General features: G+C 67.9%; 20 protein-coding genes. 13 read left to right on the forward strand and 7 right to left on the reverse strand.

From position 1 onward, the window contains the following. Positions 1–9 precede the first annotated feature (9 nt). A complete protein-coding gene (locus tag ACIQK7_RS08670) occupies positions 10–456 on the reverse strand; it encodes a succinate dehydrogenase hydrophobic membrane anchor subunit (RefSeq protein WP_403023375.1) in 447 nt (148 codons plus the stop codon). Further along, positions 456–866, reverse strand: coding sequence for a succinate dehydrogenase, cytochrome b556 subunit (gene sdhC, locus ACIQK7_RS08675; RefSeq protein ID WP_370454496.1), 411 nt, complete (start codon positions 864–866; stop codon positions 456–458). The genes ACIQK7_RS08670 and sdhC overlap by 1 nt, the downstream gene beginning before the upstream one ends. Positions 867–1,128: 262 nt before the next feature. On the opposite strand from sdhC, the gene ACIQK7_RS08680 reads away from it, so the two are divergent. From ACIQK7_RS08680 to ACIQK7_RS08715, 8 genes are all read left to right on the forward strand, one after another. Further along, positions 1,129–2,247: a mannose-1-phosphate guanylyltransferase gene (locus ACIQK7_RS08680; RefSeq protein WP_403023378.1), complete on the forward strand. Its 1,119-nt coding sequence runs from the start codon at positions 1,129–1,131 to the stop codon at positions 2,245–2,247. A 10-nt stretch (positions 2,248–2,257) separates the two neighbouring features. After that, positions 2,258–3,325 carry a BMP family protein gene (locus tag ACIQK7_RS08685; RefSeq protein WP_403023380.1) on the forward strand — a complete coding sequence of 356 codons (1,068 nt, stop codon included), beginning with the start codon at positions 2,258–2,260 and terminating at the stop codon, positions 3,323–3,325. A gap of 206 nt (positions 3,326–3,531) precedes the next feature. Further along, a complete protein-coding gene (locus tag ACIQK7_RS08690) occupies positions 3,532–4,596 on the forward strand; it encodes a BMP family protein (protein ID WP_403023382.1) in 1,065 nt (354 codons plus the stop codon). 76 nt (positions 4,597–4,672) lie between these two features. Beyond that, positions 4,673–6,172, forward strand: coding sequence for an ABC transporter ATP-binding protein (locus ACIQK7_RS08695; protein ID WP_403023385.1), 1,500 nt, complete (start codon positions 4,673–4,675; stop codon positions 6,170–6,172). Next, positions 6,169–7,509 carry an ABC transporter permease gene (locus ACIQK7_RS08700; protein ID WP_403023388.1) on the forward strand — a complete coding sequence of 447 codons (1,341 nt, stop codon included), beginning with the start codon at positions 6,169–6,171 and terminating at the stop codon, positions 7,507–7,509. Before ACIQK7_RS08695 ends, ACIQK7_RS08700 begins: the two co-directional genes overlap by 4 nt. Beyond that, positions 7,509–8,789, forward strand: coding sequence for an ABC transporter permease (locus ACIQK7_RS08705; RefSeq protein ID WP_403023391.1), 1,281 nt, complete (start codon positions 7,509–7,511; stop codon positions 8,787–8,789). Before ACIQK7_RS08700 ends, ACIQK7_RS08705 begins: the two co-directional genes overlap by 1 nt. After that, positions 8,786–9,196 (forward strand): cytidine deaminase, encoded by a 411-nt coding sequence (locus ACIQK7_RS08710; RefSeq protein WP_403023392.1) that lies wholly within the window; start codon positions 8,786–8,788, stop codon positions 9,194–9,196. Before ACIQK7_RS08705 ends, ACIQK7_RS08710 begins: the two co-directional genes overlap by 4 nt. 59 nt (positions 9,197–9,255) lie before the next feature. Next, positions 9,256–10,548, forward strand: a complete 1,293-nt coding sequence (locus tag ACIQK7_RS08715; protein ID WP_403023395.1) for a thymidine phosphorylase — start codon at positions 9,256–9,258, stop codon at positions 10,546–10,548. Between the two features lie 133 nt (positions 10,549–10,681). Here ACIQK7_RS08715 and ACIQK7_RS08720 read toward each other — a convergent pair whose 3' ends face one another. Then, complete coding sequence (locus ACIQK7_RS08720; protein ID WP_403023397.1) at positions 10,682–11,302, reverse strand: hypothetical protein; 621 nt, start codon at positions 11,300–11,302, stop codon at positions 10,682–10,684. Between the two features lie 484 nt (positions 11,303–11,786). On the opposite strand from ACIQK7_RS08720, the gene ACIQK7_RS08725 reads away from it, so the two are divergent. Together ACIQK7_RS08725 and ACIQK7_RS08730 are read left to right on the forward strand one after the other, a co-directional pair. Beyond that, positions 11,787–12,908 (forward strand): adenosine deaminase, encoded by a 1,122-nt coding sequence (locus ACIQK7_RS08725; protein ID WP_403023400.1) that lies wholly within the window; start codon positions 11,787–11,789, stop codon positions 12,906–12,908. Then, positions 12,908–13,348 carry a PTS sugar transporter subunit IIA gene (locus ACIQK7_RS08730; protein ID WP_403023403.1) on the forward strand — a complete coding sequence of 147 codons (441 nt, stop codon included), beginning with the start codon at positions 12,908–12,910 and terminating at the stop codon, positions 13,346–13,348. The genes ACIQK7_RS08725 and ACIQK7_RS08730 overlap by 1 nt, the downstream gene beginning before the upstream one ends. Positions 13,349–13,390: 42 nt before the next feature. Here ACIQK7_RS08730 and ACIQK7_RS08735 read toward each other — a convergent pair whose 3' ends face one another. Both ACIQK7_RS08735 and ACIQK7_RS08740 read right to left on the reverse strand, forming a co-directional pair. Further along, positions 13,391–15,058, reverse strand: coding sequence for a phospho-sugar mutase (locus ACIQK7_RS08735; protein WP_403024024.1), 1,668 nt, complete (start codon positions 15,056–15,058; stop codon positions 13,391–13,393). Positions 15,059–15,108: 50 nt separating this feature from the next. Further along, positions 15,109–15,966 (reverse strand): purine-nucleoside phosphorylase, encoded by an 858-nt coding sequence (locus tag ACIQK7_RS08740; RefSeq protein WP_403023405.1) that lies wholly within the window; start codon positions 15,964–15,966, stop codon positions 15,109–15,111. Positions 15,967–16,068: 102 nt separating this feature from the next. On the opposite strand from ACIQK7_RS08740, the gene ACIQK7_RS08745 reads away from it, so the two are divergent. Both ACIQK7_RS08745 and ACIQK7_RS08750 read left to right on the forward strand, forming a co-directional pair. Further along, positions 16,069–17,505, forward strand: coding sequence for an NAD(P)H-quinone dehydrogenase (locus tag ACIQK7_RS08745; RefSeq protein WP_403023408.1), 1,437 nt, complete (start codon positions 16,069–16,071; stop codon positions 17,503–17,505). A gap of 201 nt (positions 17,506–17,706) precedes the next feature. After that, a complete protein-coding gene (locus ACIQK7_RS08750; protein WP_403023410.1) occupies positions 17,707–18,666 on the forward strand; it encodes a DUF559 domain-containing protein in 960 nt (319 codons plus the stop codon). A 52-nt stretch (positions 18,667–18,718) separates the two neighbouring features. Here ACIQK7_RS08750 and ACIQK7_RS08755 read toward each other — a convergent pair whose 3' ends face one another. After that, the gene (locus ACIQK7_RS08755; RefSeq protein WP_403023413.1) at positions 18,719–20,470 is read right to left on the reverse strand and encodes an acetyl/propionyl/methylcrotonyl-CoA carboxylase subunit alpha; all 1,752 of its coding nucleotides are present in this window, start codon (positions 20,468–20,470) and stop codon (positions 18,719–18,721) included. Positions 20,471–20,564: 94 nt separating this feature from the next. Continuing rightward, complete coding sequence (locus ACIQK7_RS08760; RefSeq protein ID WP_403023416.1) at positions 20,565–21,239, reverse strand: Maf family protein; 675 nt, start codon at positions 21,237–21,239, stop codon at positions 20,565–20,567. Positions 21,240–21,262: 23 nt separating this feature from the next. Between ACIQK7_RS08760 and ACIQK7_RS08765 the strand changes: the two genes are divergently transcribed. Next, positions 21,263–22,510 carry a class I SAM-dependent RNA methyltransferase gene (locus tag ACIQK7_RS08765; RefSeq protein ID WP_403023419.1) on the forward strand — a complete coding sequence of 416 codons (1,248 nt, stop codon included), beginning with the start codon at positions 21,263–21,265 and terminating at the stop codon, positions 22,508–22,510. Positions 22,511–22,558: the final 48 nt, after the last annotated feature.

Below are 22,558 nucleotides of genomic sequence, written 5' to 3' on the forward strand. Positions count from 1 at the left end.
TGCGTTCACTCAATTGATGTCTCCACAGAACTTGGGCAGAAGGTCGGCAGGGGAGCCGGCAGGGCAGGGGTCGAAGGTGAAGATGACGAGTGCCCCAAGGATGAGCAGGATGACGGTCGCGCCGGCGAGGGCCCAGCTGAGCACGCGACGCGTGCTCGGCTTCTGCGCGTAGTCGTTGATGATCGTGCGCATGCCGTTGGCGCCGTGGATGAGCGCGAGGAACAGCAGCAGGGTGTCCCACACGATCCAGAACGGGTCGGCCCACTTGCCGGCGACGAAGGCGAAGTCGATGGCGTGCACGCCGTCGCCGACCATGAGGTTGACGAAGAGGTGGCCGAAGATCAGCACGACGAGGATCACGCCGCTCGCGCGCATGTAGATCCAGCCCCACTTCTCCCAGTTGACGCCGCGGCGCTGGGGCAGGGTGCGAGGGGATTCGATCGAGACAGTCATCATCACGCTCCGAAGACGTTCATGAGGTGGCGCGGCACAAAGCCGAGCATGAGCACGACCCAGAGGCCGAGCACGAGCCAGAAGAGGAGGCGCTGGTGGCGCGTTCCCACCGACCAGAAGTCGACGAGGATGATGCGCAGGCCGTTGAGCGCGTGGAAGCCGATGGCGCCGACAAGGCCGACCTCACCGAGGCCCATGATGGGCGTCTTGTAGGCGCTCATGACGGCGTTGTACGCCTCGGGGCTGAGCCGCACGAGGGCCGTGTCGAGGATGTGCACGAGGAGGAAGAAGAAGATGCCGACGCCGGTGATGCGGTGCAGCACCCACGACCACATTCCCTCACGACCGCGGTACAGGGTGCCGCCAGGTCGTGGATTGTGCTTGATCTGATCCAATGGCTGGGCTTCGGCCAGGCCTCCCGCCGACTTCTCTGGCACGAGCAACCCTCCTCGAGATAGGTGCGACTTTGACTGTGCCCGCCCGTCTCGCCGGGAGCGCGTGCGTTCCGTGGGGGATGGGCGGCATGCGAGCGCGATGCGTCGCAACGGCCTCCAGTCTATTCCCTGTCGGAGAGTGCTATCCGCTTAGGTATGCCTAACCATCTCGATGTCGAGATGCCGTCACATCGACCAAAGGTCGGTCGAGGCGACGGATGCCGCGGCTAGGGTGGTGCGCATGACCGACACTCCCGCGCTCGAGCGCTTCTACAGCGTCATTCCGGCCGGCGGCATCGGCTCGCGGCTCTGGCCGCTCTCCCGTGCCGACGCCCCCAAGTTCCTCCATGACCTGACCGGAACGGGCAAGACCCTCCTTCGTGGCACCTGGGATCGTCTCGTGCCTGTCTCGGGGGAGCAGCGCATCATGGTTGTGACGGGGCGCGCGCACCGCGCGGCGGTTGAGGCACAGCTGCCGACCCTCGCCGACCACAACGTCGTCCTCGAGAGCGAGCCGAAGGACTCGACGGCCGCGATTGGACTCGCTGCCGCGATCCTCCAGCACCGCGAGCCGGGCGTGATCATCGGTTCCTTCGCAGCCGACCATGTCATCTCCGACACCCGCAGCTTCAAGCGCAGCGTCGTGGAGGCGGTCGCCGCGGCCGACGCCGGCTACATCGCCACGATCGGGATCACTCCCACCGAGCCGGCCATCGGCTTCGGCTACATCCTGTGCGGCGCCAAACTCGACATCCAGGGGGCTCCCAACGCCTACGCGGTCAACAGTTTCGTCGAGAAGCCGAACCTCGACGTCGCGAAGGGCTACCTGCAGCACGGCGGCTACCTCTGGAACGGCGGCATGTTCATCTCCCGCGCCGACGTGCTCCTCGAACAATTGGGGCAGGCCGAGCCCGAACTGCTCGCCGGGCTGCAGGAACTTGCGGAGGCCTGGGACACCCCTCGGCGCGGTGCGACCGTCGACAGGGTGTGGCCGAAGTTGCGCAAGATCGCGATCGACTACACGGTCGCCGAGCCCGCGGCCAAGGCTGGGCGCCTCGCGGTCGTGCCTGGCGACTTCGACTGGGATGACGTCGGCGACTTCGCGGCGATCGGCAAGCTCCACTCGGGTGGCCGCTCCAACAACCTCGCGATCCTCGGTGAAGACCCGCGCGTGCTCTCCGATGCCTCGACGGGCGTCGTCGTCAGCCACTCGAAACGACTCATCTCCCTCATCGGCGTGCAGGACATCGTCGTCGTCGACACCCCCGATGCGCTGCTCGTCACCACGACACAGAATGCGCAGCGCGTGAAATCAGTCGTCGATGCACTCAAGCTCTCGGGACGCGGCGACGTCCTCTAGATTCGAGCGTATGACCTCGTCAACCTCGTTCCTCCGTATCCCGGCCGCCAGCGCCGTCGTCCTCCTCGCCCTGGCCGGGTGCGCCGCGGCTCCCGAGGAGTCACCGGATGCCGCGGCATCCGACTACACCGCCTGCATGGTGGCCAATAGCGGCAACCTGGAGGACCGCTCCTTCAATCAGGCGAGCTACGAGGCGCTGCAGCGCGCCGAGTCGGAGCTCGGCATCGAGTTGCGCACGGCGGTGTCGCAGTCTGAGGGCGACTACGAGACGAACATCAACGCGATGGCGGATGCGGGATGCGACTACATCCTCACGGTCGGTTGGGAGCTCGCCGAGGCCACCGCGGTGGGGGCTGAGACCTACCCCGACATCAACTTCTCGATCGTCGATGAGACGGTCGAGGGCGACAACATCCGCTCGATCGTCTACGACACGGCGCAGGCGGCGTTCCTCGCGGGCTACCTCGCAGCCGGGCTCAGCCAGACCGGCGTCGTCGGTACCTTCGGTGGCGGCAACCAACCGCCCGTGACCGTCTTCATGGACGGCTACTGGGACGGCGTGCAGCACTACAACGCCGAGAAGGGCACGAACGTGCGGGTCGTCGGCTGGGACAAGCCCTCGCAGACCGGCTCCTTCACGGATGACTTCGTCAATGCCGTGCTCGCACGCACCCTCGCCGACGGGCTGATCGAGCAGGGCGCCGACATCATCATGCCGGTTGCGGCGCAGGCGGGAGAGGGTGCCGCGACGGCGGCGCTCGAGGCCGGGGGAGTCGGCATCATCTGGGTCGACGCGGATGGCTACGAAACCCTGGCCGCCCAGTTCCAGCCGTTGATCGTCACAACCGTGCTCAAGCAGATGAGCGACGCCGTGTTCGAGATCGTCTCGCAGGACCTCGAAGGCGAGTTCGAGGGTGGCAGCTACATCGGCACGCTCGAGAACAACGGGGTCGCCCTCGCGCCGTTCCACGACTGGGAGTCGAAGGTGCCTGCCGAGCTCGCTGCGGAGCTCGACGCCCTCCGCGACGCGATCATCGCGGGCGAGATTGTGGTCGAGAGCGAAGCCTCGCCGCGCTGACTCCAGCTCACGCGTGCTCGCCTCTGCGCGAGTGGAGCAGCGGAGTGCTCGTATGAGCGCTTCACTGTCGCGCGCGGATGAGAGAATATCGGTCTGATACCAACCGGCGTCCCGTGGTCGGGCGGCGGGTGTCAGGCATCTACGATCGATTCATCTGCATCGCAGAGCGTTCGAGCAATCACTGCATACATGTCTTTGGAGGACACGTGAACACAATCTCCCGCAAGCGGGTGCTGGGTACCCTCGGCATCCTCGGCGCTGCCGCACTCACGCTGAGCGCCTGCGCCGCTGCACCCGAGGGCGACGACAACGCCAACGGTGACGCCGGCAGCGACTTCCTCGCCTGCATGGTCTCCGACGAGGGCGGCTTCGACGACAAGTCGTTCAACGAGCTCTCCTACAACGGCCTCCTCCAGGCGGAGGAGGAGCTCGGCATCGAGATCCGCGAGTCCGAGTCGAGCAGCGAGGCGGACTACGAGCCCAACCTCGAGGGCATGGTCGACGCCGGCTGTGGCATCATCGTGCCGGTCGGCTTCAAGCTCGCCGACGCAACTCAGGCTGTTGCCGACGCCAACCCCGAGGTGAACTTCGCGATCGTCGACGTTGACTACCTCACGGGCGACAACATCAAGCAGCTCAACTACGACACGGCCCAGGCCGCGTTCCTCGCGGGCTACGCCGCAGCCGGCTACAGCACCTCGAAGGTCGTCGCGACCTACGGCGGCGCCGAGATCCCCTCCGTCACGATCTTCATGGACGGCTTCAAGGCTGGCGTCGAGCAGTGGAACGAGGCAAAGGGTGACTCCGTCACCGTCCTGCCGTTCGACTACGTCGGCGACTTCACCGACCAGGTGCGCGCACAGCAGATCACCGAGGGCTTCCTCAGCCAGAACGCCGACGTGATCCTTCCCGTCGGCGGCCCCCTCTACCAGGGTGGCGCTGAGGCGATCCTCGACGCGGGCGCTGACGCCGTCATCCTCGGTGTCGACTCCGACCTCGCGGTCGCAGACGAGAAGTACAAGGACCTCATCTTCGTCTCGATCATGAAGGGTCTCGACGTCACGGTCTTCGACTCGATCAAGCAGGCGTTCGATGGCGAGTTCGAGGCTGACGTCTACACCGGCACGCTCGAGAACGAGGGCGTTGGCCTCTCGTCCTTCTACGACTTCGAGGGCGAACTGCCCGAGGGCATGATGGACGAGCTTGACGCGCTCAAGCAGCAGATCATCGACGGGGAGCTCTCGGGCTTCTCGGAGTTCTCGCCCAAGTAGCGAGACACCCGCACGTCGCACCACATCGCCGAGGAGGCCGCCCTGCGGCCTCCTCGGCCCATGACCGGGAGAACACATGAAGCTTGAGCTGCGAGGGGTCACCAAGCGCTTCGGCGCACTCGTCGCCAACGACCACATCGATCTCGTCGTCGAGGCGGGGGAGATCCACTGCCTCCTCGGAGAGAACGGGGCGGGCAAGTCCACGCTCATGAATGTGCTCTACGGTCTCTACGAAGCCGACGAGGGCGAGATCCTCCTCGACGGTGCCGTGCAGAACTTCTCGGGGCCCGGCGACGCAATGGCGGCGGGCATCGGCATGGTGCACCAGCACTTCATGCTCATCCCCGTCTTCACTGTTGCCGAGAACGTCATGCTCGGTCACGAGCAGACGAAGGGCGGGGTCTTCCTCGACCTCGATGGCGCCCGTGCCAAGGTGCGCGAGATCTCTGAGCGTTTCGGCTTCAACATCGACCCCGACGCCGTCGTCGGCGACCTTCCCGTCGGTTCGCAACAACGCGTCGAGATCATCAAGGCGCTCTCCCGCGAGGCCAAGGTGCTCGTGCTCGACGAGCCGACCGCCGTGCTCACGCCGCAGGAGACCGACGAGCTCATGGAGATCATGCGTCAGCTCAAGGAGAGCGGCACCTCCATCGTCTTCATCACGCACAAGCTTCGCGAGGTGCGGGCCGTTGCCGACCGCATCACCGTCATTCGCCTCGGCAAGGTCGTCGGCACCGCGCTCCCCAGCGAGAGCACGACGGAGCTCGCCTCCAAGATGGTCGGCCGCTCCGTCGACCTCAGCGTCGACAAGGCGCCGCCGACACTCGGCGACCCGACCTTCGAGGTGCAGAACCTCACGGTCTTCGACGCGAACGGCAACCGCGTGGTCGACGACCTCAGCTTCGACATCCGCCAGGGCGAGATCGTCGTCATCGCGGGCGTGCAGGGCAACGGCCAGACCGAACTGACGGAAGCCATCCTCGGCCTGCAGAAGAAGACCGCCGGCAGCATCCGCCTCGATGGCAAGGAACTGCTCGGCCGCAGCGTCAAGCAGGTGCTCGACGCTGGCGTCGGCTTCGTGCCGGAGGACCGCACGGAGGATGGCCTCGTGGCCGAGTTCACGATCGCCGAGAACGCCGTGCTCGACCGCTTCGACCGTGCACCATTCGCCCGGGGCCTGTCGCTCGCGCTCGGCGAGATCCGCGCCTTCGCGGAGCGGGTCGTCGGCGAATACGACGTGCGCACCCCGTCGATCGACACCCACGCAGGCCGCCTCTCCGGCGGCAACCAGCAGAAGGTCGTGCTCGCGCGTGAGCTGGAGCGTGACCTGCGAATCTTCATCGCGTCGCAGCCGACCCGAGGACTCGACGTCGGCTCCATCGAGTTCGTGCACGAACAGATCGTGCGGGCCCGGGACTCCGGCATCCCCGTGCTGATCGTCTCCACCGAACTCGACGAGGTCGTCGAGCTCGCCGACCGCATCATGGTCATGTACCGCGGCAGGAGCGTCGGCATCGTCGAGCCCACCACAGCGAGAGAGGTCATCGGCCAGATGATGGCGGGAATTCCAGCATGAGCACCCTGACACCCAACATCGAGCCTCCTGTCACCCCAGAAGAGAAGGCGCCTGCCGCTGACAACCGCTGGGAGGGCGCGTGGCGTGACATCCTCGGCGGCGGCCTCGTGCGGTCGGTGCTCGCGGTCGTGCTCGCGCTCTTCATCGGAAGCCTCCTCGTCGTCATCGTGAACGAAGACGTGCAGGCGGCCGCCGGCTACTTCTTCTCGCGCCCGAGTGACCTTCTCTCGGCGGCGTGGGAAACGATCGCCGGTGCCTTCCGCGCCATGTGGGAGGGTGCGGTCTTCAGCCCTCGCGGAGGCTTCAAGCCGCTCCTGTCCACCCTGTCGTGGGCGAGCCCCCTCATCGCCGCCGGCCTCGGCCTCGCGGTCGGCTTCAAGGCGGGCCTCTTCAACATCGGTGGCCGCGGGCAGATGCTCATCGCCGCCCTCTTCGTCGGCTTCGTGGGGTCCAACCTCGACATGCCCTTCGGCCTGCACCTCGCGGTCGCCGTGCTCGGTGGCATCGTCGGTGGCGCCCTGTGGGCATCCGTCGTCGGAGTGCTGAAGGCTCGCACAGGCGCGCACGAGGTCATCGTCACGATCATGCTCAACTTCGTGGCGCTCTACCTCGTCACCTGGCTGCTGAAGACGCCCGTCTTCCAGGCAGAGAATGCCGGCGGTAACGCGAAGGCGAAGGCGATCGACAGCACGGCCGTATTCCCGACGCTCATTCCCGGCACCGACCTCGACATCGGCTTCGTGCTGGCCCTCATCGCGGCCCTCGTCTACTGGTGGCTCATGGAGCGCTCGACGACCGGTTTCCGCATCCGTGCCGTGGGTCTCAACCCGCACGCGGCCCGCACCGCCGGCATCAATATCGGACGCACCTACGTCGTGACTCTCGCGGCATCCGGTGCCTTCATCGGCCTCGCCGGCGCCATGCAGGTGCTCGGCAAGGTGCCCGCCGGATGGACGCCCACGGTCGACGCCGGCATCGGCTTCGACGCGATCACGGTCGCGCTCCTCGGTGCCAACAGCGCCGTCGGTATTGTCTTCGCCGGCCTGCTCTTCGGCGCCCTCAAGGCCGGAAGCTTCCCCATGCAGATCGCGGAGGGCATCCCGATCGACATTGTGGCGGTCATCCAGGGGCTCATCGTGCTCTTCATCGCCGCCCCGCCGCTCGTTCGCGCTATCTTCCGGCTGCCGCAGCCGACCAGGCGCGGCCTGCGTGACCGTCTGAGGCGACCAGCGCCGCAGACGCCCGCCGCCCAGATCCAAAGCGCAAGCATTGACCAGAGCGCAAGCACTGAGCAGGGCGCAAGCATTGACCAGAGCGCAAGCACGGAGGAGAAGTGATGAGCACTGCGACCATCACCGAGGCGGATGCCCGTGCATCCGCCATCGAGACACCGCGCAACTGGAAGGCCCCCATCGCCTTCGGCGTGTTCGCCGTCGTCTCCTTCGTCGTCTTCGGCCTGCTGGGCCGTGAGGGCACCAGCCGGCTGACCTTCGCGAGCAGCACCGACTTCTTCACGATCACACCGATCGAAGTGCCGAGCCAGGTCGCCGGGATCATTGTCGGCGTCGTGCTGATCGCCCTTGCCTCGGTGTCCGCCTGGTTGACGTGGCAGCGGCGTCCAGCAGCCCCCATGTGGATGCTGCTGGTCTTCGGCGTCTTCTTCGTCTTCGGCCTGCTGGTGTGGATCGGCACGGGGGCCACCGTGCCCGTCGTGTGGCTCCTCACGGGCACCCTCGCGCTCGCGACCCCGCTCGTCTTCGGCGCCATGGCCGGGGTTATCAGCGAGCGCGTCGGCGTCGTCAATATTGCGATCGAGGGCCAGCTCCTCGCGGGCGCGTTCACCTCGGCGCTCGTCGCGTCGCTCACGCAGAACCCCTTCATGGGCCTGCTCGCGGCGCTCGTCGCGGGAGCGCTCGTCTCGATCATCCTCGCGGTGTTCTCGATCAAGTACCTGGTGGAGCAGGTCGTCGTCGGTGTCGTGCTCAACATGCTCGTCATCGGCCTCACGAGCTTCCTGTACTCCTCGGTGCTCAACAAGAACCCGAGCGTGCTGAACTCGCCCGTCAAGTTCACGCGCGAGCCGATCCCGTTCCTCTCCGAGATTCCGGTGATCGGTCCGCTGCTGTTCAACAACACGGCGATCACCTACCTGATGTTCATCACGGTCGCGGTGGTCTACATCGGCCTCTTCCATACCCGCTGGGGCCTGCGCGTGCGGGCCGTCGGTGAGCACCCGAAGGCGGCCGACACGGTCGGCATCAAGGTCAACGCGACCCGCTTCTGGAACGTGCTCCTTGGTGGCGCTGTTGCCGGAATGGGTGGGGCCTTCTTCACGCTCGGTGCTGTCGGCGCCTTCGGCAAGGAGATGACGAGTGGCCAGGGCTACATCGCCCTCGCGGCGCTCATCTTCGGCCGGTGGAACCCACTGTGGGCCGCCCTCGCGGCACTCCTCTTCGGGTTCGCGATCAACATCAAGACGCTCGTCACGCAGGTGGGCGCCGACATCCCGACCGAGTTCCTGTCGATGATCCCGTACCTCGTCACGATCCTCGCGGTCGCCGGTTTCGTCGGGCAGTCGAAGGCTCCTGCAGCATCCGGAAAGCCGTACCTGAAATGACAATCGACTGGAGTGAGCTCCGCACCGTCGCGCGTGCGGCCATGGAGAAGGCATACGTGCCCTATTCGAAGTTTCCGGTGGGGGTCGCGGCCCTCGTCGACGACGGCCGCATCGTGAGCGGATGCAACATCGAGAACGCCTCCTACGGCGTCACCCTCTGCGCTGAGTGCTCGCTCGTGAGCGACCTCATCATGGGCGGGGGAGGTCGCCTCACGGCCTTCGTCTGTGTCGACGGCAACGGCGACGCGCTCATGCCGTGCGGACGCTGTCGCCAACTGCTCTTCGAGCACTCGGCCGAGGGCATGCTGCTCGAGACGGTGTCGGGCATCCGCACGATCGACGAGGTGTTGCCCGACGCCTTCGGCCCGCGCCAGCTCGACGACTACAGCGAATCGCGCGGCGAGTAGCCCCACGAGGGCGGCTCGACGCCACCACGGCCGACCCGGCCAGATCAAGGAGCACTACCATGGCCATCGAGAAGTTCGACGCGGTCGACCTCATCCACACCAAGCGCGACAAGGGTGTGCTGAGCACCGAGCAGATCAACTGGCTCGTTGACGCCTACACGCGCGGCTACGTCGGCGATGAGCAGATGGCGGCAATGACGATGGCGATCTTCCTCAACGGCATGGAGCGCCAGGAGATCCGCGATCTGACCCTCGCGATGATCGCGAGTGGGGAGCGGATGAACTTCGACTCGCTCTCGAAGCCCACGACCGACAAGCACTCCACGGGTGGGGTCGGCGACAAGATCACGCTGCCGCTCGCGCCGCTCGTGGCATCCTTCGGCGTCGCGGTTCCCCAGCTGTCGGGCCGCGGCCTCGGCCACACTGGCGGCACGCTCGACAAGCTCGAGTCGATCCCGGGGTGGCGGGCCGACCTCAGCAACGAGGAGTTCTTCGCCCAGCTCGAAGACGTCGGCTCTGTCATCTGCGCGGCCGGTGCCGGCCTCGCGCCCGCCGACAAGAAGCTCTATGCGCTCCGCGACATCACGGGAACGGTCGAGGCCATCCCGCTCATCGCCTCGTCGATCATGTCGAAGAAGATCGCGGAGGGCACGGCAGCGCTCGTGCTCGACGTGAAGTTCGGCTCGGGCGCCTTCCTGAAGGATCCGGCCCGCAGCCGCGAGCTCGCCGAGACGATGGTTGCGCTCGGCAAGGATGCGGGCGTCGCGACGGTCGCGCTCCTCACGAACATGAACGTGCCCCTCGGGCTCACGATCGGCAACGCGAACGAGGTGCGCGAGTCGGTCGAGGTGCTCGCGGGTGGCGGCCCGGCGGATGTCGTCGAGCTCACGGTCGCGCTCGCCCGCGAGATGCTCGCGCTGGCGGGCCAGCCCGACGCGGATGTCGAGGCGGCCCTCAAGGACGGCCGCGCGATGGACACCTGGCGCGCCATGATCAGCGCCCAGGGCGGAGACCCGGATGCCGCACTGCCGGTTGCCCGCGAGCAGCACGTCGTGACGGCCGACCGTGACGGCATCCTCGTGAAGCAGGAGGCCCTGCCCTTCGGCGTCGCCGCGTGGCGTCTCGGCGCCGGTCGCGCCCGCAAGCAGGACCCCGTGCAGCACGCGGCGGGCATCGACCTGCACGCGAAGCCGGGTGACACGGTCACGAAGGGCCAGCCGCTCTTCACGCTCAGCGCGGACGAGCCGGAGCGCTTCAAGCGGGCACTCGAGTCGCTCGAGGGCGCGTACGAGGTCGCGGAGCCGGGCACGCCCTTCGAGGTGCAGCCGCTCATCGCCGACCGCATCGCGTAGCCCGGGCATCCGTCTCCAGCTCATCCGCTCGCTCATCCGCTCGCTCGTCCGCTCGTCCTTTCCACTCTTGCGAGAGCGGCCAAATGGTTCAGCGGAGGGCTCTTGGGTGACCATTTGGCCACTCTCGTGCGCCCTACTCGGGCGCTGACCACCCGCGCCGCTGCAAGCGAAGCGTCAGGTGGCGGATGAAGTGGCGCGGGTCGCGGAGGTCGGTCCGTCCAGCGCGAAGGTGCAGCCATCCGGCGTTCTCGAGTCGCGGCACGCGGGCGAGGTCCTTCGCCCATTGCTTTGCGTCCGTGCGGTGTATGTCACCCTCATAGTCCGCGCTGACCATGTACCGGCGCCAGCTGAGGTCGGTCATGGCAAGGAAGTTGCCGAGGCGGTCGTACAGCTCGATGTTCACGTCGGGCTCGGGCAGGCCGGCGTCGATGACACTGCAGCGGATGAGTGACTCCGCCCACGAATCGGAGCGATCGGTCAGTCGACGTTCCGCCGCGAGCCGCTTCTCCCGCCACCGCCGGCCGCGATGCCGCTCGGCGGTCGCGCAGAACTGCGCCCTCGATGTGCGTGACAAGCGCGGACGCCTCCACCACAGCACAGAATCGCCAGCCGCGATCAGGTCGTGCAGGTTCAGCAGGCCGGCGAGGTCGCACCATGTCCGCGCCGGGGAGGTAACCCGCAGGCCCTCGAACTCCACGACATCTGTCTGGTCGATCAGCATGTGGTGCCCGCGGATGCCGCGTCCCGAAGGCACGACCGAACCGGTGGGCACACTGACGTCAAGGGGACGGTCGGGCCTCTCGAGGGGGGGGTGGGGAGGGGGATGCCCCAGAGCCGCGCAGCCGTCACATGTGAGAAGAACGCGTGCCGTGACATCCGGCATGCGTAGGCGCGCGCGAGATCGAGCGTTGTTGTGGGTGGCGTAGGGGCTCGCACAGCGTGGAACGGACGTGACAGGTCGGCGGAGCGCATGCGCCCCCGCGTGAGTCCATGTTCGTGGCCGCTCGCCACTGAGAACACCCGCTCCCGCAGGGGGTCGGGCAATTCATCGCGGCGCGGCATCACCCAAGCGTGGCCGGGAGACCGCTCGGGTTCTCGCTTTCCACAGCCAGCGCGACCGAGTTCGTCTTGTGAAGGTCACTTTCCGCATGGCGAGAGTGGTCAGATGGTCGCTTGAGCCTGCCAAACCAGACCATATGGCAACTCTCGGGCGAGGGAAGGGGCGGTAGATTTGAGGGATGACAACGTCGCCTGATGCCCCGCTGCTGCCCGGAGGGGTTGCCGAGATCGCCGCTCTGCCCAAGGTCTCGCTGCACGACCACCTCGATGGGGGACTGCGGCCGCAGACGATCATCGAGCTGGCCGACGAGATCTCGCTCGACCTGCCGGCCACGGATGCCACGGCGCTGGCCGATTGGTTCGCCGAGAGTGCCGACTCGGGGTCGCTCGTCGACTACCTCAAGACCTTCGATGTGACGACGGCCGTCATGCAGACCCGGCAGGGACTCGAGCGGGTCGCCCGCGAGTTCGTGCATGACCTCGTCGCCGACGGGGTCATCTACGGCGAGATCCGCTGGGCGCCGGAGCAGCACCTCACTCGCGACCTCAGCCTCGATGAGGTCGTCGAGGCCGTGCAGGAGGGCCTGGATGCAGGCGTGACGGATGCCGCGCGCTCGGGTCACTCGATCCGGGTGGGCCAGCTCGTGACCGCGATGCGCCACGCTGACCGCGGCCTCGAGATCGCGGAGCTCGCCGTGCGGCACCGGGACAACGGGGTCGTGGGCTTCGACTTCGCTGGGGCCGAGGCGGGGTTCCCGCCGAGCCGGGCGCGGGCGGCGTTCGACTATCTCGCCGAGCAGCACTTCCCCGCCACCATCCACGCGGGCGAGGCTGACGGGCTCGACAGCATCCGCAGTGCCCTCGTCGACGGGCGTGCGCTGCGGCTCGGCCACGGGGTGCGCATCGCGGAGGACATCGAGATCGACAGCAGCGATGACGAGGCCACCTACGTGACGCTTGGCCGCCTGTCGCAGTGGGTCAAGGATCGCGAGATCGCGCTCGAGTTGAGCCCGTCGAGCAACCTCCAGACGGGGGCGATCGCGGCGTGGGGCGAAGAGATCGTCGACCACCCCTTCGACCTGCTCTACCAGCTGGGCTTCCGGGTCACGGTCAACACCGACAACCGGCTCATGAGCCGCACCTCGCTCACGGCGGAGCTCGCGCTCCTCTCCGACGCGTTCGGCTATGACCGTGCCGACTTCGAGGTCTTCCAGCGCAACGCCGCTGCCGCTGCCTTCCTGCCGCTCGAGGAGCGACTCGATCTGCTGGATGCCATCAGCGCCGGCTTCGAGGACGCCTGATGCCGCTTCCCGCGATCGATCCATCGGGTGTCGTCATCCGCGCCGAGGCGAAGAACTGGCGTGATGCCGTGCGCCTCGCTGGCGACGCACTCGCGGCGGCAGGATTCGCGACTCCACGCTACTCCGACGAGATGGTGCGGATGATCGAGGAGCACGGCCCCTACGTCGTCATCGCTCCCGGGCTCGCGCTCGCGCATGCCCGCCCGGGACCCGAGGTGCTCGCGGACGGCCTCTCGGTCGTGACGCTGACCGAGTCGGTCGCATTCGGGCATCCGCACAACGACCCGGTCTCGGTCGTGTTGGGGCTTGCGGCGCTGCGCCCAGACACGCACCTGCCGTCGATCGCCGCGATCGCCAACATCTTCAATGACCCGGGCGCCATCGCAGCCCTGCGGAGCGCTCGTACGGCCGAGCAGGTGCTCGACATCATGGGCGGCTGAGCCGCCAGCCCAAGACGAGGCCAGCGCCAGACGCAGCCAGCCCTAGGCGATGAGGTCGCGCACAGCCTGTTCGAGCTCCTTCACGACCGCCTCGGCAGCCGCGCGACGCATGTCGACGTCACCGTCGAACACGGCCGCGTCGATGTAGGCCTTGAGCTTGGGCTCGGTGCCACTGGGTCGCACGATCACGCGCGACCCGCCCGCGAGGTTGATGCGCAGTATGTCGCTCGGCGGGAACGCGCCGATGCCCTCCGCGTAGTCGTCGATCGAGTCGACGACGTGCGTGCCGAGCGCCCGCGGCGGTTCATTGCGCAGTCGCGCCATGATGTCTGCGATGACGCTCGTGTCGGTGACACGTAGCGACACCTGCGAGGAGGCGAAGGTGCCGAACTCGCGGTCGAGCCGCGCCTGGTGCTCCTCGATGTTGGTGCCGGCGTCGGCCAGGTCCGACACGAGGCCGAGGAAGTCGAGCGCGGCCGAGATACCGTCCTTGTCGCGCACCTTGCCTGGGTCGACGAGGTAGCCGAGGGCCTCCTCATAGCCGAAGGCGAGGTCGTCGACGCGCGAGACCCACTTGAAGCCCGTCAGGGTGTCGGCGTAGTCGAGCCCGTAGTGCTGCGCGATATGGCGCAGGGCAGGGCTGCTGACGACGGATGCCGCGAGGGCGCTCTTCTCGCCCGACGCCGCCAGCCGTTCCGCCGCTCGCCAGCCGAGCAGCGCGCCCACCTCGTTGCCGCTGAGCCTGCGCCATCCGTCAGCCTCGGGAACCGCGACGGCCAAGCGGTCGGCGTCGGGGTCGTTCGCGATGATGAGGTCGGCACCCACCTCGCTTGCCTTCGCGTAGGCAAGGTCCATGGCGCCGGGTTCCTCAGGGTTGGGGAACGCGACCGTGGGGAACGTGCCGTCGGGCTGCGCCTGCTCCTCGACGAGCACGGGCTCAGGGAAGCCCGCGGCGAGGAAGACGCGGCGGGCAACCTCGAGGCCGACGCCGTGCATCGCCGTATAGACGTAGCGGAGGGGCGCGGCCTTCCGCGGGGCGAGTTCGACCGTGCGCCGCACATACTCGTCGACGACCTCGTCGTCCGCCGTGACGTAGGCGGTCGAGCGGGGCAGGGCGTCGATCGTTCGCTCGCTCGCGATGCGGCTGATGTGGGCCTCGATCTCGGCGTCGGCAGGGGAGACGATCTGCGAGCCCTGCGACTCGCCGCCCAGGTAGACCTTGTAGCCGTTGTCGCGCGGCGGGTTGTGGGAGGCGGTGACCATGACGCCAGCGCTCGCGTCGAAATGCCGCACGGCGAACGCGAGAACGGGGGTCGGCAGCATGCGGGGCAGCAGGATGGCGCGCACGCCCGCGCCCGTCATGATCTCGGCGGTGTCGCGCGCAAAGACGTCGGAGTTCTTGCGACCGTCGTAGCCGATCACGACCGAGGGCTCGTCGTTGTGGCCGAGGAGGTACGCGGCGAGGCCGGCGGCCGCCTGTGAGACGAGCACGCGGTTCATGCGGTTCGGCCCTGCGGCGAGCTCGCCGCGGAGGCCGGCGGTGCCGAAGACGAGCCGGGCGTCGAAGCGGTCACGAAGGCCCGCGATCGCCTCGGCGTCACCAGCACGGGCAGCCTTGATGAGCCCGTCGAGCTCGGCCCGCGTCTCGTCATCCGGGTCCTGGTTGCGCCACGCGGATGCCGCGGCGATGACATCCTTCTCCGGGCGCAGCTCCTCGCCAGCCTCGTCGACGTCGCCCGGCACCTCGTCGCGCTGGGCACTCACAGCGCGCTCACGATCTGCGCAAGGAGGCGGCTGATGACGGGCTCGGCGGCGCGGCCGGCCTCGATGACCTCCTCGTGGCTGAGGGGGGTCGACTGGATGCCCGCGGCGAGGTTCGTGATGAGGGACATTCCGAGCACCTCCATCCCCGCCTGGCGGGCCGCGATGGCCTCGAGGGCGGTCGACATACCGACGATGTGGCCGCCGATCGCCTTCGCCATCTGCACCTCGGCGGGGGTCTCGTAGTGGGGGCCGCGGAACTGGCAGTAGACGCCCTCGTCGAGGCTTGCGTCGATGCCCTTCGCGAGTTCCCGCAGGCGCGCCGAGTAGAGGTCGGTCAGGTCGATGAAGGTCGCACCCTCGAGCGGCGAATCCGCAGTGAGGTTGATGTGATCGCTGATGAGCACCGGCGTGCCGGGAGTCCAGTGCTCCTTGATGCCGCCGGCGCCGTTCGTGAGGATCATGGTCGTCGCGCCCGTCGCCGCGGCGGTTCGCACGCTGTGCACGACGCGGCGCACCCCGTGGCCCTCGTAGTAGTGCGTGCGCGCGCCGATCACGAGCGCCCGCTTTCCGCTCGGCAGGAGCACGGAGCGCAGCGAGCCCACGTGACCCTCGAGCGCCGGGCGGCTGAAGCCCGTGACATCCGTCGCTGGAATCGTGGCGGTCGTCTCGCCGATGAGGTCGGCGGCCTTCGCCCAGCCGCTGCCGAGCGTGAGGGCGATGTCGTGGCGTTCGACGCCCGTGAGCCGCGCGATGTCTGCTGCGGCGGCGGCGGCAACCTCGAAGGGGTCCGTTGCCGGGTCGTCGAGGGGGTGGCTCTGAGTGATCTGGCTCTGAGTGATCGGCTCACGTGTCATCCGACCACTCTATTGCGGAGCAGGGCGCCCGGGTGGATGCCCGCTGCGGAGTTCCTGTCGCTTTCACATGGAATGTTCGGAAGGTGCGAGAGAATGTTTGTCATGGCCGACAAATTCGAGCGCAAGCACAGGATCGCGATCATTGGGGGAGGCCCAGGAGGGTTCGAGGCAGCGCTCGCGGGGGCCCAGCTCGGCGCGGAGGTCACGCTCGTCGAGCGGGTCGGTGTCGGCGGCAGCGCCGTGCTGACGGATGTCGTGCCCAGCAAGACCCTCATCGCGACGGCCGAGGCGGCCAACGCGATCGGCGAGGCGGGCGACCTCGGCGTGCAGTTCTTCGCGCGCGGCGAGTCGGGGCGGCCGGTGCGGCCCGAGATCGCCGTCAACCTTCGTGCTGTCAACCAGCGACTCCTGCGCCTTGCTCGCCAGCAGTCCGAGGACATGCGCTCGCAGCTCACCCGCGCCGGCGTCACGATCGTGCAGGGCGACGGGCGCCTCGACGGGCCGAGCCGCGTCGTCGTCTCGGCCGGGTCGGGCAAGTCGCGCAAGGACTTCGACGAGATCGAGGCCGACACGATCGTCGTCTCGACCGGATCGCATCCGCGCGTGCTCGACAGCGCCAAGCCAGACGGCGAACGCATCCTCACCTGGACGCAGCTGTACTCGATCGACACCATCCCCGAGCACCTCATCGTCGTCGGCTCCGGCGTCACGGGTGCCGAGTTCGCCTCCGCCTACCGTGCCCTCGGCGCCGAGGTCACCCTCATCTCGAGCCGCGACATGGTGCTGCCGGGTGAGGACGCGGATGCCGCGCGCGTCATCGAAGACGTCTTCACCCGCAACGGCATGAACGTCATGAACAAGAGCCGTGCCGAGAGCGTCGTGCGCAAGGGTGACACGGTTATCGCGACCCTGACGGACGGCCGCACGGTCGAGGGCAGCCACTGCCTCATGGCCGTCGGATCGATCCCCAACACGGCCGGCATCGGCCTCGAGGAGGCCGGCGTGCAGCTGAGCGACTCGGGGCACATCCGGGTCAACCGTGTCGCCCGCACCTCCGTGCCGAACATCTACGCGGCCGGTGACTGCAGCGGGTTCCTGCCCCTCGCATCCGTCGCCTCGATGCAGGGCCGCACCGCCGTCTATCACGCGATGGGCGACGCCGTGAACCCGACCGAGCTGCGCAACGTGACCTCCAACGTCTTCACGCAGCCCGAGATCGCGACCGTGGGCTACACGCAGAGTGACATCGAGAGCGGCCTCGTGAAGGCGAGCGTGCACAAGCTTCCGCTCGCGCAGAACCCGCGCGCCAAGATGATGGGCATCAAGCACGGCTTCGTGAAGCTCTTCGCTCGCACCAGCACGGGCACGATCGTGGGCGGCGTCGTGGTCGCGCCCCGGGCATCCGAGCTGATCCTGCCGGTGTCGATCGCGATCGAGCAGCGCCTCACGGTCGACGAGGTCGCGCAGGCCTTCGCCGTCTACCCCTCGCTCTCGGGCAGCATCACCGACGCGGCGCGAGCCCTCCACATCGTCAACTAGGGTCTGCTTTCCCAACTCAGGAGTCCCCTTCCCTTTTCAGGAGTCTGGCTTTCCTAATTCAGGAGCTGACCCTTGCTAACTCAGGAGTTCGGCCGCTTCGCCGAGAGGAATGGCCCCTTCACAGCACCAGCGGATACGTAGCTCTCACGGTTTCGTTGATGAGCGCGGCCCGGTCAACCCGGTCCGGCGCAGCATGGCGCCATGTTCGATCCGGTGGTAATCGTCAACAAGTTCGGCGGCGTCGCGACGCGTGAACAGATCCTGGCAGGCGGATGCTCGGGCACTGACATCACGCGCGCCGTGCGCTTGGGGCAGCTCCGTCGCATCCGTAGGGCCAGGTATGCCAGTGCGGAGGCATCGCTCGACGCGATCGTGGCGGCACGTGTCGGCGGGATGCTTGCCGGACCTTCTGCTGCCCGGTCATACGGTCTCTGGGGCGGTCTCGACACGCGGCTCCATGTGAGTGTCGCGGATAACGCGTCGCGGCTGCGCACGGTCGTACCCCCGAGCGCTGTCGACCGCGGTGAGCCGCTCACGGGCGACCTCATCCGCCGCGCTGTTCGGCTGCATTGGTTGCAGGGCGGAGGGGTGCGAGGCCCCGACGTCGAGTGCTGGCGAGTCACGCTGGAAACGAGCCTCAAGCAAGTGGTCGCGTGGTGCGATCCCGAGACTGCGCTGGCCTGTCTCGACACGGCGATCGAAGTGGGTGGGCTCACGTCTTCGCAGCTCGCCATGATCTTCTCGGATGCCTCGCCCGCCGATCAGGGCCTGGTCGCGCGGGCGCGTGCGGGGTCACAGTCCGGCACTGAGTCGCTAGCGCGGCAGAGACTTGAATCACTTGGTGTCGAGGTTGAGCAGCAGTTCGAAGTGCCCGGCGTCGGCCATGTGGATCTTCGGATCGTGGGCTCGAAGGTCGTGATTGAGATCGACAGCAGCTTCCATGACACCCCCGAGGCGAGGGTGGAGGACGCCCGTCGCAACAGGGAGCTGGTCGCGCAGGGCTATGTTGTGGTGCGTCTGCGCTACGAAGAGGTCGTCGGGGACTGGGAGGGCTGCGTGAGTATTATCTTCTCCTCGTTGACGCAGGGCGAGGCATCCGTCATTACTCTGCGGTCTGATCAGGGCGAGCCGCTCTCAAGGGGCACTGGACACTATTCCTGAGTTGTGAAAGCCAACTCCTGAGTTGTGAAAGCCAGCTCCTGAGCTGGGTGTGCTAGACGATGTTGAGGAGGAGATGGCCCGACGAGACCGTCGTGCCGACCTTCGCGTTGATGCCCTTGACGACGCCGTCCTTGTGCGCGGTGAGGGGCTGCTCCATCTTCATGGCCTCAAGCACGAGCACGAGGTCGCCCTTGACGACGGCATCGCCCTCGTCGACCGCGAATTTCACGACCGTCGCCTGCATGGGCGCCTTGACGGAGTCGCCGGTCGCGGTCGCGACTGACCCGCTGACGCCGCGACGCCGCGGGGCGGGCGGCAGCACGGGCGCGCCCGCGGTGGGGATGACGCGTCCGGGCAGGCTGACCTCGACCCGCTTGCCATCGACCTCGACCGTGACGGCACGGCGTTCAGGGCTGGGCCCCGCGGTCTCGAGCTCACCGCTCCACGGTTCGAGGGTGTTGTCGAACTCGGTCTCGATCCAGCGCGTGTAGACGCTGAACGGGGACGAGGTGAACGCCGGGTCGGCCACGATGGCCCGGTGGAAGGGCAGCACGGTCGGCAGGCCGGCGATCTCGAACTCGTCGAGGGCACGGCGGGCACGCTCGAGGGCGTCCTGCCGGGTCGCGCCCGTGACGATGAGCTTCGCGATCATCGAGTCGAAGGCGCCGCTGATGACGTCGCCCGTCGTGACGCCGCTGTCGACGCGCACACCAGGCCCGCCGGGGACGCGGAAGACGTGGATGGGCCCGGGGGCGGGCATGAAGCCGCGGCCGGGGTCTTCGCCGTTGATGCGGAACTCGATCGAGTGGCCGTGCGCAACGGGGTCGTCGTAGTCGAGCACGCCGCCCTCCGCAATGCGGAACTGTTCGCGCACGAGGTCGATGCCGGTGACCTCTTCAGACACCGGATGCTCGACCTGCAGTCGCGTGTTCACCTCGAGGAACGAGATGGTGCCGTCCTGCCCGATGAGGAACTCGCAGGTGCCGGCGCCGACGTAGCCGACCTCGCGGAGGATGGCCTTGGAAGCGTCGTAGAGCAGGCGGTTCTGTTCCTCGCTGAGGAACGGCGCTGGCGCTTCCTCGACGAGCTTCTGGTGGCGACGCTGCAGGGAGCAGTCGCGCGTGCTGATGACGACGACGTTGCCGTGGGCATCCGCAAGGCACTGGGTCTCGACGTGGCGGGGCTTGTCGAGGTACTTCTCGACGAAGCACTCGCCGCGACCGAAGGCGGCGATGGCTTCGCGCGTGGCGGAGTCGAAGAGCTCCGGCACCTCTTCGCGCGTGCGGGCGACCTTGAGGCCGCGACCGCCGCCACCGAAGGCTGCCTTGATCGCGACGGGGAGGCCGTGCTGGTCGACGAAGTCGAGCACCTCATCGGCGCCCGAGACGGGGTTGAGGGTTCCGGGGGCGAGCGGTGCGCCGACCTTCTCTGCGATGTGCCGCGCGGAGACCTTGTCGCCGAGCTTCTCGATGGCCTCGGGCGAGGGGCCGATCCAGGTGAGCCCTGCGTCGATCACGGCGCGGGCGAAGTCGGCGTTCTCGGCGAGGAAGCCGTAGCCGGGGTGCACGGCGTCGGCCCCGGAGCGGCGCGCGACCGACAGGATCTTGGCGATGACGAGGTAGGTCTCGGCGCTCGTGCTGCCGTCGAGGGAGTACGCCTCGTCCGCGAGTCGCACGTGGCGGGCGTCGCGATCCTGATCGGCGTAGACGGCGACGGAGGCGAGCCCCGCGTCTTTCGCTGCCCTGATGATGCGTACGGCGATCTCGCCTCGATTGGCGATGAGGACCTTCGAAATGCGGGGCATAGTTGCTTAGCCTATTCGCCCTCCGGGCCGCATTTTTAGATACACACGACAAAAATCACGGATGCTTTCGCAGCCATGTTCACAAGCGGTGCGGTCAGCGGTTCCAGAGGCGGTGCCACTCGACGCCGAAGCCTTCGCGCAGGAGGCTGCGGAGTGCGGGCACGGAGAGGCCGATGACGGTGCTCGGATGCCCGTCGATCGTGCGGATGTAGGCCTGGCCGCGGCTGTCGATCGTGAATGCGCCCGCGACCGAGAGCGGCTCGCGTGTCGCGATGTAGGCGTCGATCTCGGTGTCGGTCACGTCGTCGGCGAACTCGACGACGGCATCCTCGACCCGGCCGACACCGAGTCCCGGCACGCCGCCGCGGTGGTCGATGAGCCAGTGGCCGGAGTGCAGCACACCGCGACGGCCGCGCATGGCCTTCCAGCGCTCGCGCGCGACCTCATCCCGGTGCGGCTTGCCGTGCACGACGTCGTCGATCTCGAAGGCGCTGTCTCCGCCCAGGATGAAGCCGTCGATGGGCTCACCCTCGACGAGGCGTCCGACGACGGCCTCTGCCTTGGCGCGCGCGAGTTCTCCGACCATCTCGGCCGCGCTCAACGGTCCCCGCGACGACGTCAGCGACTCGACGAGCGCATCCTCGTCGACGCCGGGGCTGATGAGTCCGGCAGGTTCCACGCCGGCCGCCCGCAGCGTCGCGAGGCGCGCGGGGGAGGTCGAGGCGAGGTAGAGCCGCACCGGGGCGTCGTCTGCTCGGCGCTCTGGCATCTGTGGGCTCCTATGCTCGAGGGATGGCTGAATCGCATGGCACCGCGTCCCGGGGCACCGAGGTCGAACTCGACGTTACCAACATCGCCCATGGGGGCGTCTCCGTCGCCCGCATGGAGGGGCGCGTCGTCTTCGTCGCGGATGCGATTCCCGGTGAGCGGGTCGTGGCCCGAATCACGGATGACTCGAAGAAGAAGTTCTGGCGCGCCGAGACCGTCGGCGTGCTCGAGCCCTCAGAGCATCGCCGCGAGCACGTCTGGGCCGAGGCATCCGTCGACCGTTCTCCCGAGGTGCGTGCCGGGGGCGCCGAGTTCGGCCACATCGACCTCGAGCACCAGCGCGAGCTGAAGCGCCAGGTGCTGGTGGACTCCCTGCAGCGCATGGGTGGCATCGAGGCGGCGGATGTCGCGGTCGAGGCGATCCCGGGCGAAGCCGATGGCACGGGCTGGCGCACGCGGCTCCGCCTGCACGTCGCCCCCGACGGCACGCTGGGCCCCTATGCGGCGCGGTCGCACGACGTGGTGCCCGTGGCATCCGTGCCCCTCGCGACTCCGGAGGTGGCCCGCATCACGCCGCTCGACGAGCGCTTCGCGGGCTCGACCCACGTCGATATCGTTGCGCCGTCGGCAGGCAACGCCTTCGTGCTCGCGGGCGATTCGACGTCAAAGACGCGCCCAAAGCCCCAGCGCATCACCGAGGTCGTGGGGGAGCGCGAGTTCCGGGTGGATGTTCGTGGGTTCTGGCAGGTGCACCGTGCGGCTGCCCAGACGCTGACAAGCGCGGTGCAGGACGCGATCGACCCGGAACGCTTTGACCCGCGCGCCGCGAATCAAGATCTCTATGGGGGCGTCGGCCTGCTCGCGGCCGCCGTCGCCGACCGCTTCGGCCCGACGACTCGCATCACGACTGTCGAGGGCGACTCGCTCGCGACCGACCACGCGGCTGAGAACCTCGTCGAGTGGGTCGGCGCGCGCGCCGTGACGAACCGGGTCGACCGCTACCTTCGCGACCTCACGTCGTCGAAGCAGCGGCTGGAGGGCGCGACCGTCGTGCTCGACCCGCCCAGGGCGGGAGCCGGCCGACAGGTCATCGATTCGCTCGTTGAGTTGGCACCGACCCAGCTCGTCTACGTCGCATGTGATCCCGTGGCGCTCGCGCGCGACGCTGGCTTCCTCCGCGAGCGTGGCTACCGGCTTTCACGCCTGCGCGCCTTCGACCTCTTCCCGCACACGCACCACGTCGAGGCGGTCGCCAGTTTCATTCGTGAGTGACATACCGAAGGAATGTCGCGTACTCGCCGTCCCCCGCGGTGCTCCGCG

This window comes from Salinibacterium sp. GXW1014 (genome assembly GCF_044769865.1).
GTDB lineage: Bacteria > Actinomycetota > Actinomycetes > Actinomycetales > Microbacteriaceae > Homoserinimonas.

Coding starts and splice junctions, on each gene's coding strand:
- ACIQK7_RS08705 (WP_403023391.1), top strand. CDS start 7,509: ATGAGCACTGCGACCATCACCGAGGCGGATGCCCGTGCATCCGCCATC.
- ACIQK7_RS08715 (WP_403023395.1), top strand. CDS start 9,256: ATGGCCATCGAGAAGTTCGACGCGGTCGACCTCATCCACACCAAGCGC.
- ACIQK7_RS08745 (WP_403023408.1), top strand. CDS start 16,069: ATGGCCGACAAATTCGAGCGCAAGCACAGGATCGCGATCATTGGGGGA.
- ACIQK7_RS08700 (WP_403023388.1), top strand. CDS start 6,169: ATGAGCACCCTGACACCCAACATCGAGCCTCCTGTCACCCCAGAAGAG.
- ACIQK7_RS08755 (WP_403023413.1), bottom strand. CDS start 20,470: ATGCCCCGCATTTCGAAGGTCCTCATCGCCAATCGAGGCGAGATCGCC.
- ACIQK7_RS08685 (WP_403023380.1), top strand. CDS start 2,258: ATGACCTCGTCAACCTCGTTCCTCCGTATCCCGGCCGCCAGCGCCGTC.
- ACIQK7_RS08760 (WP_403023416.1), bottom strand. CDS start 21,239: ATGCCAGAGCGCCGAGCAGACGACGCCCCGGTGCGGCTCTACCTCGCC.
- ACIQK7_RS08740 (WP_403023405.1), bottom strand. CDS start 15,966: ATGACACGTGAGCCGATCACTCAGAGCCAGATCACTCAGAGCCACCCC.
- ACIQK7_RS08680 (WP_403023378.1), top strand. CDS start 1,129: ATGACCGACACTCCCGCGCTCGAGCGCTTCTACAGCGTCATTCCGGCC.
- ACIQK7_RS08750 (WP_403023410.1), top strand. CDS start 17,707: ATGTTCGATCCGGTGGTAATCGTCAACAAGTTCGGCGGCGTCGCGACG.
- ACIQK7_RS08695 (WP_403023385.1), top strand. CDS start 4,673: ATGAAGCTTGAGCTGCGAGGGGTCACCAAGCGCTTCGGCGCACTCGTC.
- ACIQK7_RS08765 (WP_403023419.1), top strand. CDS start 21,263: ATGGCTGAATCGCATGGCACCGCGTCCCGGGGCACCGAGGTCGAACTC.
- ACIQK7_RS08725 (WP_403023400.1), top strand. CDS start 11,787: ATGACAACGTCGCCTGATGCCCCGCTGCTGCCCGGAGGGGTTGCCGAG.
- ACIQK7_RS08730 (WP_403023403.1), top strand. CDS start 12,908: ATGCCGCTTCCCGCGATCGATCCATCGGGTGTCGTCATCCGCGCCGAG.
- ACIQK7_RS08710 (WP_403023392.1), top strand. CDS start 8,786: ATGACAATCGACTGGAGTGAGCTCCGCACCGTCGCGCGTGCGGCCATG.
- ACIQK7_RS08670 (WP_403023375.1), bottom strand. CDS start 456: ATGATGACTGTCTCGATCGAATCCCCTCGCACCCTGCCCCAGCGCCGC.